This is a genomic window from Stakelama marina, from assembly GCF_018122655.1.
Lineage (GTDB): Bacteria > Pseudomonadota > Alphaproteobacteria > Sphingomonadales > Sphingomonadaceae > Sphingomonas > Sphingomonas marina.
This window is the reverse complement of record NZ_JAGRQC010000002.1, coordinates 209,733-222,763: the sequence shown is the minus strand read 5'-3', so window position 1 is coordinate 222,763 and position 13,031 is coordinate 209,733. Positions and strand designations below refer to the sequence as shown.

10 protein-coding genes are annotated in these 13,031 nt (G+C 65.3%); 6 read left to right on the top strand and 4 right to left on the bottom strand.

Features of this window, described 5'->3' with window-relative positions:
• Positions 1–10 precede the first annotated feature (10 nt).
• From gcvPB to J7S20_RS07550, 3 genes are read left to right on the top strand one after another with little or no spacing between them, the layout of a single operon-like run.
• Positions 11–1,549, top strand: a complete 1,539-nt coding sequence (gcvPB, locus tag J7S20_RS07560; RefSeq protein ID WP_430980927.1) for an aminomethyl-transferring glycine dehydrogenase subunit GcvPB — start codon at positions 11–13, stop codon at positions 1,547–1,549.
• A gap of 59 nt (positions 1,550–1,608) precedes the next feature.
• Positions 1,609–2,478 carry a formate/nitrite transporter family protein gene (locus J7S20_RS07555; RefSeq protein WP_284053633.1) on the top strand — a complete coding sequence of 290 codons (870 nt, stop codon included), beginning with the start codon at positions 1,609–1,611 and terminating at the stop codon, positions 2,476–2,478.
• Complete coding sequence (locus J7S20_RS07550; RefSeq protein WP_284054037.1) at positions 2,475–3,104, top strand: DUF938 domain-containing protein; 630 nt, start codon at positions 2,475–2,477, stop codon at positions 3,102–3,104. Before J7S20_RS07555 ends, J7S20_RS07550 begins: the two co-directional genes overlap by 4 nt.
• Here J7S20_RS07550 and J7S20_RS07545 read toward each other — a convergent pair.
• Positions 3,101–4,006: a DMT family transporter gene (locus J7S20_RS07545; RefSeq protein ID WP_284053632.1), complete on the bottom strand. Its 906-nt coding sequence runs from the start codon at positions 4,004–4,006 to the stop codon at positions 3,101–3,103. The genes J7S20_RS07550 and J7S20_RS07545 overlap by 4 nt on opposite strands.
• Positions 4,007–4,065: 59 nt before the next feature.
• Between J7S20_RS07545 and proS the strand changes: the two genes are divergently transcribed.
• Positions 4,066–5,601, top strand: coding sequence for a proline--tRNA ligase (proS, locus tag J7S20_RS07540; protein ID WP_284053631.1), 1,536 nt, complete (start codon positions 4,066–4,068; stop codon positions 5,599–5,601).
• 117 nt (positions 5,602–5,718) lie between these two features.
• Here proS and glpD read toward each other — a convergent pair whose 3' ends face one another.
• Positions 5,719–7,191: a glycerol-3-phosphate dehydrogenase gene (gene glpD / locus J7S20_RS07535; RefSeq protein WP_284053630.1), complete on the bottom strand. Its 1,473-nt coding sequence runs from the start codon at positions 7,189–7,191 to the stop codon at positions 5,719–5,721.
• A 93-nt stretch (positions 7,192–7,284) separates the two neighbouring features.
• Here glpD and rnr point away from each other — a divergent pair, with 93 nt between their 5' ends.
• Both rnr and J7S20_RS07525 read left to right on the top strand, forming a co-directional pair.
• The gene (rnr, locus tag J7S20_RS07530) at positions 7,285–9,537 is read left to right on the top strand and encodes a ribonuclease R (RefSeq protein WP_284053629.1); all 2,253 of its coding nucleotides are present in this window, start codon (positions 7,285–7,287) and stop codon (positions 9,535–9,537) included.
• Between the two features lie 92 nt (positions 9,538–9,629).
• On the top strand, positions 9,630–9,941 hold the full coding sequence (locus J7S20_RS07525) for a hypothetical protein (RefSeq protein ID WP_284053628.1): 312 nt from the start codon (positions 9,630–9,632) through the stop codon (positions 9,939–9,941).
• Here the strand turns inward: J7S20_RS07525 and J7S20_RS07520 are convergent.
• Together J7S20_RS07520 and J7S20_RS07515 are read right to left on the bottom strand one after the other, a co-directional pair.
• Complete coding sequence (locus tag J7S20_RS07520; protein ID WP_284053627.1) at positions 9,922–11,094, bottom strand: saccharopine dehydrogenase family protein; 1,173 nt, start codon at positions 11,092–11,094, stop codon at positions 9,922–9,924. The genes J7S20_RS07525 and J7S20_RS07520 overlap by 20 nt on opposite strands.
• Positions 11,095–11,173: 79 nt before the next feature.
• Positions 11,174–12,979 (bottom strand): ABC transporter transmembrane domain-containing protein, encoded by a 1,806-nt coding sequence (locus J7S20_RS07515; protein WP_284053626.1) that lies wholly within the window; start codon positions 12,977–12,979, stop codon positions 11,174–11,176.
• Between the last annotated feature and the right edge of the window lie 52 nt (positions 12,980–13,031).

Here is a 13,031-nt window from a genome sequence, read left to right as displayed (position 1 = left end):
GAAGCCCGAAATGACGAGCGGCGATCAGCAGGGTCCGACCGAGACCTTCACCGGCGCGCGCGCATTGATGCGCGACGAAGCGCTGATCTTCGAGATCGGTTCGACTGACACGACCGGCGTCGATTTCGGCGAGGTCGAAGCGCCGGCGAGCGATCGCCTCGGCGGCCTTGCGCGCAACCGCGACATCGGTCTGCCCGGCCTGTCCGAGCCGGAGACGGTGCGGCACTATACGCGCCTCAGCCGTCAGAACTATGCGATCGACACCGGCATCTTCCCGCTGGGATCGTGCACGATGAAGCACAATCCGCGGCTCAACGAGCGCGTCGCGCGGATGCCCGGCTTTGCCGACATCCATCCGCTCCAGCCGGTCGACACCGTGCAGGGTGCGCTCGAGGTCATTCACCAGCTCAGCAACTGGCTGGTGACGCTGACCGGCATGCACTCGGTGGCGATGAGCCCCAAGGCGGGCGCGCACGGCGAGTTGTGCGGCATCCTCGCGATCCGCGCCGCGCTCGAGGCGCGCGGAGACACGCGCGAGGTGATCCTCGTTCCCGAAAGTGCGCACGGCACGAACCCCGCGACCGCGGCCTTTGCCGGCTACAAGGTCGAAGGCATCCCCGCGAACGGCGCGGGGCGCGTCGATCTCGAGGCGCTCAAGCAGCGGCTCGGCCCCGATGTGGCGGCGGTGATGATCACCAACCCCAATACGTGCGGCCTGTTCGAGCCCGACATGAAGGCGATCTCCGACGCGGTGCATGCGGCGGGCGGTTTCGTCTATTGCGACGGCGCCAATTTCAACGCGATCGTCGGCCGGGTGCGCCCGGGCGATCTCGGCGTCGATGCGATGCACATCAACCTGCACAAGACCTTCTCCACCCCGCATGGCGGTGGTGGTCCAGGGTCGGGACCGGTGGTGTTTTCGCAGGCGCTGACGCCCTATGCGCCGCTGCCCTTCGTGGAAAAGACCGCCGACGGTTTCCAGCTCGTCGAGGAAGAAACGGCCGAAGAGCATCACGCCAGGTCGTTCGGCCGGATGGTCGCGTTTCACGGCCAGATGGGGATGTTCACCCGCGCATTGTCGTACATGCTGAGCCACGGCGCCGACGGGCTGAAGCAGGTGGCCGAGGATGCGGTCCTCAACGCCAACTACGTGCTGCGCAGCCTTTCCGACGTGCTGCAGGCGCCGTTCGGCGACAGCGGGCCGTGCATGCACGAGGCGCTGTTTTCCGACAAGGGACTGGCCGAGGGTTTCTCGACGCTCGACATCGCCAAGGCGCTGATTGACGAGGGCTATCATCCGATGACGATGTATTTCCCGCTTGTCGTTCACGGCGCGATGCTGATCGAACCGACCGAGACCGAGTCGAAGGCGGGGCTCGACCAGTTCATCGGCGCGGTGCGATCGGTGGTCGAGCGCGCCAAGGCGGGCGATGAGACGCTGAAGGGCGCGCCCTGGTACGCGCCGCGCCGCCGCCTCGACGAGACACAGGCCGCGCGCAAGCCGGTGCTGGTCTGGGAAGATCCGAATCTGGTTCAGGCGGCCGAATAAGGGAACCTTCGCCCGCGCCCGGCGTCTTGCCGAAATGACGCCGACACGAAAATCCCGTGATGAGTAACCGCGAGCGCGAGGAGCGCGACGCGGCCCTGTCGCAGGAAGAGGAGGAAAAGGCAGCCGACCTCAGCCATGAGGAAGAGGTCGACGTCGAGGAGCGTCGCGCGCCCGCCGCGAAGATCGTCCACGAAGCGATCCGACGACAGGGAATCGAGGAACTCGAACGTCCAGCGACCTCGCTCCTGTGGTCGGGCGTGGTGGCGGGCATGGCGATGGGCATGTCGGTGCTGGCGGAAGCGGTGCTGCGGCACAGCCTTCCCGAAAGTCCGGCGAAACCGGTGCTGAGTTCGTTCGGATATACGGTCGGATTCCTCATCGTCATCATGGGCCGGTTGCAGCTTTTTACCGAAAGTACGGTGACCGCGGTTCTGCCGCTCACGACGAAGCCGAGTTGGCCGAGTTTCTGGCGCACCGCCCGGTTGTGGGCGATTGTGCTGGGCGCAAATCTCGTCGGCACTTTCGCCTTCGCGCTTTACGCCGTGCTGGGCGGGTTCGCATCGAACGAGCTGACCGGTGCGATCGTCGAGGTCAGCCATGCGGTGCTGAAACACGATCCGTTGGCGACGTTGCTCGGCGGCATACCAAGCGGCTTTCTGATCGCGACCATCGTCTGGATCATGCCGAGTTCGTCGGGGCAGCGTATCTGGATCATCATGCTCATCACATGGCTGATCGCGCTTGGCGGCTTTGCGCATGTCATCGCCGGATCGGCCGAGGCGTGGGTGCTGCTCCTCGACGGCAGCGCCAGTATCGGCTGGGTGCTTGGCGGGTTCCTGCTGCCGGCCTTTATCGGCAATGTGATCGGCGGTACGGGCCTGTTCGCCTTTCTCGCCCACGCACAGGTCAGCAGGGAGATTCACGACTGAGCGAGCCCAAACCCTGGATCGCCGCCGAACAAGGCGGTGAGGCGCGCAAGCACGCGCCGGCGACCCTGCGCAACCGCGAGGCGATCGCCGACGTCCTGACCACGCATTTGCCCGATCGCGGAACCGTGCTCGAAATCGCGAGCGGGAGCGGCGAGCATTGCGCGTTCTTCGCCGAGCGTTTCCCGGCGTTGAACTGGCAGCCAAGCGATCCCGAACCCTCGGCGCGAATCTCGATCGCGTCGTGGTGCGCAGGGCTCGCCAATGTCGCGCAGCCGCTCGCACTCGACGCCAGTTCGAAAGACTGGCCGGTCGATCGCGCCGATGCGGTCCTGTGCATCAACATGGTGCATATCAGTCCGTGGCAGGCGACGCTGGGCCTTATGGAAGGCGCGGCGCAGGTGCTTTCGCCGGGCGCGCCGCTGATCCTGTATGGGCCCTATCGGCGTGAAGGCGTGGAAACCGCGCCGTCGAACGAGGCGTTCGACGCATCGCTGCGCTCGCGCGACCCGCGCTGGGGGCTGCGCGACCTGGGGGCGGTGACAGCCGCCGCGAACGAACAGGGTTTCGCGCTGGATGAGGTAATCGAGATGCCGGCGAACAACCTCGCCGTCATCTACCGACGCTAGGCCGCTCGCGCAGCGCGGTTCCGGGCCAGCCGATGCTCGCGCCAGACGATATAGAGACCACTGGCGATGATGATCGGCGCGCCGATCAGCGTGGCGGTCGTCGGCAGCACGCCGAACAGCAGAAAGCCGTAAACGGTTGCCCAGATAAGCGACGAATAGTCCATCGGGACCGCCGCCGATACGGGCGCGAAGCGCAGCGCGGCGGTAAGGCTGATCTGGCCTGCTCCGCCGGCGATGCCGATGGCGACCAGCATCGCCCATGTCGTCAGGTCGTGCGGCTGCGCCTGAAAGGCATAGACCGCCCCCAGCGGCGGTATCGACAGCGTCGAGAACCAGAACACGGTCGTGCCGGCGCCTTCCGTCTTGCCGATCTGGCGCAACAGGATCGCGATCAGCGCGACGAAGAACGCCGCGCCCAGCCCGACCATGGCGCCGAACAGCGGAATGTCGCCGCCGCCGGGTTGCGCGACGATCAGCACGCCGACGAACCCCGCCGCGACCGCGCCCCAGCGGTGCCAGCCCGTGCGTTCGTGCAGCAATATCGCGCTCAGGATCGTGGCAAAGATCGGTGCGGTGAACTGCAGCGTCGTCGCCTCTGCCAGCGGCAGGAGTGTCAGCGACCCGAAATTGCACACCATGCCCATCAGCCCGACGATCGTGCGCGTGGCATGCGCGCCGATACGCTGGGTTCTGAGCGAAGACAGACCGGCAGTTGCCGCGACGAACGTCAGCACCAGCGGGATCGCGCAGAACTGGCGGAAGAACATGATCTCGCCAAGTCGCGCGCCATGCGCTTCACTGAGCTTGATAAGCGCTGCCATAGATGCAAGGCACAGAATCGCGAACAGGCGAAGGCCCAGTCCCTTGAGGACCCGGTCCCCTGTAGGTTCGTTCCTTGCCATTGACCCGCTTTAGGTTGGCGTTACAGCCGATTGGAAGCGCTAATTTTTCGAAAGCCGTCATGCCGAAGCACGCATTGTCCGTAACCCGCGATGAAGATTTCGCACAGTGGTACCAGCAGGTGATCTCCGAGGCCGACCTGGCCGAGGAATCGGGCGTGCGCGGCTGCATGGTCATCCGGCCCTGGGGATATGGCATCTGGGAGCGCATCCAGCGGCTGCTCGACGACCGGATCAAGGATACGGGCCACGAGAACTGCTATTTCCCGGTTTTCATTCCACTCGGCAATTTCGAGAAGGAGGCCGAGCATGTCGATGGCTTCGCCAAGGAAATGGCGGTCGTCACGCATCACCGCCTGATCCAGAATGATGACGGCAAGCTTGTCCCCGATCCCGAATCGAAGCTTGAGGAACCGCTTGTCGTCCGACCGACCTCGGAAACCGTCATCGGCGGCGCTTTTTCGCGGTGGATCCAGAGCTGGCGCGACCTGCCGGTACTCATCAATCAATGGGCGAACGTCGTGCGCTGGGAAATGCGAACGCGCATGTTCCTGCGCACCAGCGAATTCCTCTGGCAGGAGGGCCACACCGCGCACGCCACCGAAGAGGAAGCGCGCGAAGAGACGCTGCGCATGCTCGAGGTTTATCGGAGCTTTGCCGAGGAATGCGTCGCGATGCCGGTGATCGCGGGCGAGAAGCCGGAGAATGAGCGCTTCCCCGGCGCAGATGCGACCTGGTCGATCGAGGCGATGATGCAGGACGGCAAGGCGCTTCAGGCCGGTACCTCGCACTTTCTCGGCACGACCTTCGCCAAGGCGCAGAATGTCCGCTTCCAGAATTCGGAAGGCGAGTTCGAACATGCCTGGACGACGAGCTGGGGCATGTCGACGCGGATGATCGGCGGCATGATCATGGTCCATGGCGACGATGACGGGCTGCGCGTGCCGCCGCGGATCGCACCGCACCAGATCGTTATCGTCCCGTTGCTGCGCGGCGGGCCCGAGGACGAGCAGATCAAGCGCTATTGCAACGAGCTGTGGTACGAGCTGCGCAAGCAGACGGCGTTCGGAGAGCCGATGCGCGTCTGGCTCGACACGCGTGAGACCAAGCCCGTCACCAAGCGCTGGGGCTGGGTCAAGAAGGGCGCCCCGATCGTCATCGAGGTCGGCGGACGCGATGTCGCCGGCGGCAACGTGTCGGTCATTCGGCGCGACAAGCTCTACCGCGAGGACGGCAAGCTCGACAGCGTCGTGATGGCCAAGGGCGAACTCCTCGGCGCGGCGCAGGCGATCCTTGAAAGCGTGCAGAAGCGTTTGTTCCTGCGCGCCAAGGAGCGGCTCGAAGCGAGCATCACGCGTTCGATCACCGATTTCGACAAGCTCGCCGATTATTTCGCCAGCAACGGCAAATATCCCGGCTGGGTCGAGGTGCAGTGGTCGCGGCCGACCGGCGCCGAACTCGACAAGGTGGTCGAGCGGCTGAAGGCGCACAAGCTGACCTTCCGCAACGTACCCAGCGACGCCAAGCCTGCCGATGGGACGTGCATCTTCACGGGCGAGCCTGCGGTCGAACGTATTCTGGTGGCGCGCGCATATTGAGCGAGTGGCACCCGACCGTCATGCTGAACTCGTGTCAGCAGCCGCCGAGCCGGACGTGCCATAGCGCAAGCTGAAGCGTGGAGCCTGAAACGATTTCAGGGTAACGCCAGACCGGTATCACGCCGCCGCGGATGCGTGGACGAACTCGGTCCACCATTTGACGAACGCGCTGACCTGCTCATCGGTCATGTGCATACCCAGCTTGCTGCGTCGCAAGAGAATGTCGCGCGGTGTCTTCGCCCATTCGCGCGTCCGCATCCAGCGCGCCTCGATCTCGGTCAGCCCGGCGCCAAGCTCCTTGCCCATCGCCGCTTCGCTGTCGACACCGTCCAGCATCTCCGCCAGCCGCGTGCCATAGGCTTCGGCCATGCGCAGCGAGCGCGAGTCGCCAAGAAACGGCCAGCGCACGCGAACCTGTTCGACGAAATGGTCGAAATCGGCAATCGCGCCGCCGGGCAGAACGCGGCCGCGGGTGGGGTGGTGAACCTTGATATCAAGCACAGGACCAAGCTTCGCCAGCGCGTCTTCGGCCAGCGCCCGCCCGGTCGTGATCTTGCCGCCGAACACCGACAGGATCGGTGCGGCGTCGGTGTCGAGTTCAAGGACATATTCGCGCGTGACGGCCTTCGCATCCGCCGCGCCGTCGTCATAGAGCGGGCGCACGCCCGACCAATTGTCGACGACCTTGTCGGGCGTCAGCGTGAAGCGGAAATGCCGGCTCACGGCATCGCACAGATATTCGATCTCGCCGGCTTCTATCTCGGCATCCTCGGGTCGCTCGACGGGGACGTCGGTGGTGCCGATCATCGTATGGTCGCCCTGATAGTTGATGGCGAAGACGATGCGCCCATCGGGCTGCTGGAGGATATAGGCCTGCTTGCCCGCGATCAGCCGGGGCACGACGATATGGCTGCCTTTGACCAGCCGCACGCGGCTGTCGGACGCGACGTTCAGCATTTGCAGGGTCTCGACCACCCACGGGCCGGTGGCGTTGACGACGGCGCGTGCTTCGACCGTGCGATTGTCGGACAGCTTGGCGGCCCACCCCGTCGCGCTGCGTTCAGCCGATTCGACCGCGGTTCGGGTGACGATTTCCGCGCCGTGTTCGGCCGCGTCGATCGCATTGTGCAGCGTCAGCCGCGCATCATCGACCCATGCATCCCAATAGACGAAGCCCTTGTTGCCCGTCCGCAGGTCGCGCGTGATGAACGAATCCTTTTTCGTCAGCGAACGCGACCGCGGCAGCGACGATTTTCCCGCGAGCAGATCGTATAGCCACAGTCCCGCCCGCACCATCCACCAGGGACGCACCGCATTTTCGTGCGGCAGCACGAATTCGAGCGGGTGGATCAGATGCGGCGCCGCCTTCAGCAGCCGTTCGCGCTCGGCCAGCGCCTCGCGCACCAGCTTGAACTCGTAATATTCGAGATAGCGCAGCCCGCCATGGATCAGCTTGGTCGAGGCCGATGAGGTGTGGCTGGCAAGGTCGTCCTTTTCGACCAGCAGCACCTTCAGGCCGTTCAGCGCGGCCTCGCGCGCGATCGCGCAGCCATTGATCCCGCCGCCGATGATGAGGAGGTCGTAGGTCACCCGGACAGCCTTAGCGTTATCGCTCGCTTCGACGGAAGCCGGAATTTGCCCCTTGGCTGGCGTGCACGCGCAAACTCCCTATCTTTGCCGCCAATGGCTAAAACAAAACCGAACCAGCAACCGGGCCTCCCCACCAGGGAGCAGATCCTCGATTTCATAGAAACTTCCGACCAACCCGCCGGCAAGCGCGAGATCGCGCGCGCATTTGGGCTGAAGGGGCAGGACAAGATCGGTCTCAAGAAGCTGCTCCGCGACATGGGCGACGAGGGGCTGATCGATTCGGCGCCGGGCCGCGCCTTTCACAAGATGGGCGGACTTCCCAAGGTCACCGTGCTGCGGATCGTCGATGTCGACGATTCGGGGACCGTCTGGGCGCAACCCGAGCGCTGGGATGCCGAGGGCGTTCCCGAACCGCGCCTGCGCGTGCGGGAGCGTTCGAAGCGCGCCGCACTGGGCGTCGGCGACCGCATCCTCGCGCGGACCGAGGAAGCGGGAAAGGGCTGGATCGCCCACCCGATGAAGAAGCTCAAATCGTCCGAGGAGCAGATGCTCGGCGTGCTGCACGAGGAAAACGGCGCGCTGTTCCTGAAAGGCGTGGAGAAGAAGGAGCGCCGCGAATTCCGCGTCTCTGACGTCGGCGATGCCCAACCGGGCGACCTCGTGCTCGCCGAAAAGGCCGGCCGCCCGCCGCGCATGACCGCGCGCATCGTCCAGCGGCTGGGCGATCCGTTCGCGCCGCGCAGCTTCTCGCTGATCGCGATTCACAAGCTGGGTATTCCCGACACCTTTTCCGACGAGGTGCTGGGCGAGGCCGACCGCGTCGCGAAGCAGAAGCTCGGCGAGCGCGAGGATCTGCGGGATGTGCCGATCGTGGCGATCGATCCCGCCGATGCGCGCGATCACGACGATGCCGTCTGGGCTGCGCCCGATGACGATCCCGACAACAAGGGCGGGTGGAAGGCGATCGTCGCCATCGCCGATGTCAGCTTCTATGTCCGTCCGGGCTCGGCGCTCGACCGCGAGGCGCGGCGGCGCGGCAACTCTGTCTATTTCCCTGACCGTGTCGTGCCGATGCTGCCCGAGACGCTGTCGGCCGATATCTGCTCGCTGAAGGAAGGCGAGGACCGCGCGGCGATGGTCTGCCACCTGCGCATCGCCCGCGACGGCACGCTCAAATCGTGGCACTTCACCCGCGCCGTGGTGCGGATCGCTGCCAATATCGCCTATGAGGACGCGCAGGCGGCGATCGACGGAGAGGACACGAACGGCAACGTTTCCGCCGAGATGGCGAACACCGTCCTCAAACCGCTCTGGGGTTGCTGGGAAGCATTGAGCAAGGCGCGCAGCAAGCGCGAGCCGCTCGACCTCGACCTGCCCGAACGGCGCATCGAACTCGACGAGCTCGGCCGCATCCTCTCGGTCGCCCCGCGCGAACGGCTCGACGCGCACAAGCTGATCGAGGATTACATGATCGCCGCCAATGTCGCCGCGGCGAAGGCACTCGAGCGCAAGAAGGCGCCGGTCATGTATCGCATCCACGAGACGCCGGGGCGCGAAAAGCTCGTCGCGCTCAAGGACTATCTCGACACCTTCGACATCAGCTTCACGCTCGGCCAGGTCATCAAGCCGGCGACGTTCAACCGCGTCCTCGACCGTGTCGGCGATGCCGATTTCCGGCCGCAGGTGATGGAACAGATTCTCCGCACGCAGACCCAGGCCTATTACGGCCCTGCCAATCACGGCCATTTCGGGCTGTCGCTCGGCAGCTACGCACATTTCACCTCGCCGATCCGCCGCTATGCCGATCTGGTCGTTCACCGTTCGCTGGTCGAAGCATATGGTCTCGGCCCCGGCGGCCTGACGAGCGAGGACGCCGCGAACATGGAACGGATCGGCGAAAGCATCAGCCAGCTCGAACGCCGCGCGATGGAGGCCGAACGCGACACGACCGACCGCTATGTTGCCGCCTATCTGTCCGAAAAGGTCGGGCAGGTGATGGAGACGCGGATCACCGGCGTGCTCAATTTCGGCTTTTTCGCGACGGTCGACGGGATCGGCGGCGATGGCTTGGTGCCCGCGCGTGATCTGGGAACCGAATATTTCCGCTATGACGAGGCGGCGCAGAAGCTGGTCGGCGAGGATTCGGGCGAGGAATTCTATCTCGGCCAGCGCCTGCCGCTAAAGCTCGTTGAGGCCAATCCGGTGTCGGGCGCGCTGCGCTTCGAGCTTCCCGATGGCAAGGGATCGGCGTCGAGCGGCAGTTTCAGGCACAAGGGCAAACCCAAGCGCGTCATCAAGCGGCGCGGACGGCCCAAGAATATCCGGCATCAGGGCAAGAAACGGTAATCGGTACGCGTGTCGATCGCGTTCGCGGGAACGCCTGAGCGGCCCCGCAGTTGGATTACCGACATTTCGCAACACCAACCAAGAGCGAGCATATGGCAACACTTCCGGCAATTCGTACCAAGCGCTGGCGCAAGATCATCGCGCATTTCCTGTCGCAGGGCGCAAGCTCTCGCGCGGATGCGATCGCGTGGGAGGCCGAGGACGAGGCCGACCGCAAGCTGTTCGAGGACCTGCGCGAGCGCGGAGTCGTAAAGCAGGACAATCGCGGCGGCTTCTATGTCGATATGAAGGCCTATCAGCGCGACGCCGACATCCGCTGGCGTGTTCGCACCAGCGCGCTGGCCACGGTGGCGCTGGCGGCGATCGGCGGCGGGGCGGCGTTGCTCAGGCGACGGAAAAGCTGAGGCCAGCCTTTTCCTCCAGCCGCTTTTTCAGCGGCTCGGCCATCAGCCCGCCCGCGGTCCAGATGCCGCCCTTGTCCGCCGGCACGTCCCGCGCCAGGCAGATCGCGGTTTCGGCGATCATCTTCGATGTCGAACCATAGCCCGGATCGCGGTCGCCGGTCACGGTGGCGGTAATGCTCGTGCCGTCGGGCATCTCGCCGATGAACAGCAGTTCGTAATAGCCGCTCTCGCGCTCTTCCTTCGTCGGGCCTTCGCCGGGCTTCGGTCCGCCATCGCCGCCGATCGGGTTGAGCTTTGCCAGCGCCTCGGCAGCGGCCTTGCCCATGTCGCCAAGTCCCGGTGCGATCATCATCTCGTCATAGACGAAATTCTCGCCATAGGGGTGTCCCGCCAGCAGGTTCGAACGGTGGACGTTCTTGGTGTTGATGGTCGCCATCACGAACGGCGCGACCCAGGCTTCGACCGCATGGTCATATTCGGGCATCATGCCCTTGGGCTGGGACGGCCCTTCGAATCCCGGGGTCAGCGCGAACGGATCGGTCAGCAGCTTGACGAGCGACGGGTGGCGGGCGGCGGCGGCCATCGTCGCCTTCATGCTCGCCGCGGTGCCGCCGGAAAAGGTCCCCTTCATCGCCTTGACCCGACCTTTGACGCGGGGGGCGGGCTTGCCGAAGCGCCGGATCGCTTCCTGCTCGACCGTCCACACGCCAAGGTCGAAGGGGATCGAATCGAACCCGCACGAAAACACGATGCGCGCCCCGGTGTTCTTCGCCTCGTCCGAATGCCGGTCGATCATGTCGCGCATCCAGTTGGGTTCGCCGCAAAGATCGACATAGCCGGTGCCTGTCGCGACGCACGCCGCGACGAGGTCGGAACCATATAGCTGATAGGGGCCGACCGTCGTCAGCACGACCTTGGTCCGGCTCGCCATCGCGTTCAGCGATGCGGGATCGTCGGCATTGGCGGTAATCAGCGGCGTATCGGCAGGGGCGCCGATTTCATCGCGTACCGCTTGCAGCTTCGACAGCGATCGCCCCGCCATCGCCCAGCGAACATCGCCGCCGGCATAGCTCTGCGCCAGATATTCGGCGACGAGGCGCCCGGTATAGCCGGTTGCGCCATAAACGATGATGTCGAAATCGCGTGTCGCCATGATCCTGTCTCCCTGACCAGCCTGTTATGCCAAGCGTGCCCGAAAGCGCGGCGCCGGGAAAGATCGTAGATCGTGCGGTTCAGGCGGCCTCGTTGAATTGCAGGCTGGCGAGCCGGGCATACAGCCCGCCCTGCGCGGTCAGCTCGGCATGGGTGCCGGTTTCGACGATCCGGCCTTCGTCCATCACCACGATGCGCTTTGCGGCGCGAACGGTGGCGAGGCGGTGCGCGATGACGAGCGTCGTGCGGTTCGCCATCAGCCCCTCGAGTGCCTCCTGCACCAGCCGTTCGCTTTCGGCGTCGAGCGCGGAGGTGGCCTCGTCGAGCAGCAGGATCGGCGAGTCGCGCAGCAGCGCGCGGGCGATCGCGATGCGCTGCCGCTGGCCGCCCGACAGCCGCGCGCCGCCTTCGCCGAGGAAGGTGTCGAGCCCGTCAGGCAGTTCGCGCAGGAACTGGGCGGCGTTGGCGGCCTCTGCTGCGCGCCACAGCTCGTCGTCGCCCGCGTCCCACTTGCCGTAGCGAAGATTGTCGCGCGCCGATGCACCGAAAATCACCGTTTCCTGCGGTACGAGCGCGATCTTTGCGCGGAGTGCCGCGGGATCGAGGTCCTGCACGTTCACATCGTCGATGCGAACCGATCCGCTGCCCACGTCGTAAAAACGCTCGATCAGCGCGAACAGCGTCGATTTGCCAGCGCCCGAGGGACCGACCACGGCCACCGTTTCGCCCGGTGCGATGTCGAGGCTGAAATCATGCAGCGCGGCAAATTCGGGCCGCGTCGGATAGTGGAAGGTGACATGGTCGAAATGGACCGCGCCGCGAAAGGGGTCGGGCAGGGCGACAGGTTGCGCCGGTGCCGTGATCTCGGGTTCGGCGGCGAGCAGTTCGGACAGGCGCGCCGCGGCGCCCGATCCGCGGAGCAGTTCGCCGAACACGTCGCTCAGCGCCTGGAATGCACCGGTGACGATGGCGGCAACGAAGACGAAGGCAGTCAGCGAGCCACCCGACAGCGCGCCGCTGGCGACAAGGTGCACGGCATCCCAAAGGATGAGTGTGATCGCGCCGAACACGATCGTGATGACGAGCGCGGTCAGGATCGCGCGAACGCGGAAACGCTGTTGTGCGGCGGCGAACCCGGCGCGGACCGCGCCTTCGAAGCGTCCCGCCTCGCGCTTTTCCTGGCCGAATGCCTGGACGATGCGCATCGCGCCAAGTGTTTCGACGGCGATTGCGCCGATATCCGCGATCCGGTCCTGGCTGCTGCGCGAATAGCGGCGCACCCGGCGTCCCAACACGATGATCGGCAGCAGGATCAGCGGAATGCCGATGATGAGCCACAGCGTAAGCCGCGGTGCGAGGCTGAACAGATAGCCGACGCCCAGCACCGCGAGCAGCAGGTTGCGGAGCGCGACCGACAGCGTGGTGCCGACGACGACCTCGACCACCGCAGTATCGGCGGTCAGCCGCGACGCGATCTCGGACGGGCGGTTCTCCTCGAACCAGCGCGGCGCGAGGCGCAGCAGGTTGCGCTGTACCGCCACGCGCATGTCGGCAACGGTCCGCTCGCCCAGCCACGACACGAAATAGAAGCGCGAAGCCGACGAGATTGCGAGCACGACGACGACGAGGAAAAGCTCCTCGAAATAGGGTGCGATATGCGCGGTGCCTGCTCCGGCGACAAAGCCGTGATCGATAACCTTCTGAAAGGTGTGCGGAATCCAGAGTGTCGCGAGCGCTGCGGTGATGAGCGAAATCAGCGCGCCCGCGATCTGCAGCTTGTACCGCGAGGTAAAGCGCCAGACGATCAGCAGGTTGCTGAGCTTTCGCTGTTGCGGTTGTGCTTGGGTGGGGGCGGCGGGTTCGGAAGTCGGGGCAGGTTCGGCCATGCCGTCCCGTTAGCGCGATCTGCGGCGCGGGGAAACCTCCGCTTGCGTGTTA

Excerpts from the sequence above, each read along its gene's own strand:
- gcvPB (WP_430980927.1), top strand. The coding sequence starts at position 11 with ATGACGAGCGGCGATCAGCAGGGTCCGACCGAGACCTTCACCGGCGCG.
- J7S20_RS07555 (WP_284053633.1), top strand. The coding sequence starts at position 1,609 with ATGAGTAACCGCGAGCGCGAGGAGCGCGACGCGGCCCTGTCGCAGGAA.
- J7S20_RS07545 (WP_284053632.1), bottom strand. The coding sequence starts at position 4,006 with ATGGCAAGGAACGAACCTACAGGGGACCGGGTCCTCAAGGGACTGGGC.
- proS (WP_284053631.1), top strand. The coding sequence starts at position 4,066 with ATGCCGAAGCACGCATTGTCCGTAACCCGCGATGAAGATTTCGCACAG.
- rnr (WP_284053629.1), top strand. The coding sequence starts at position 7,285 with ATGGCTAAAACAAAACCGAACCAGCAACCGGGCCTCCCCACCAGGGAG.
- J7S20_RS07525 (WP_284053628.1), top strand. The coding sequence starts at position 9,630 with ATGGCAACACTTCCGGCAATTCGTACCAAGCGCTGGCGCAAGATCATC.
- J7S20_RS07520 (WP_284053627.1), bottom strand. The coding sequence starts at position 11,094 with ATGGCGACACGCGATTTCGACATCATCGTTTATGGCGCAACCGGCTAT.
- J7S20_RS07515 (WP_284053626.1), bottom strand. The coding sequence starts at position 12,979 with ATGGCCGAACCTGCCCCGACTTCCGAACCCGCCGCCCCCACCCAAGCA.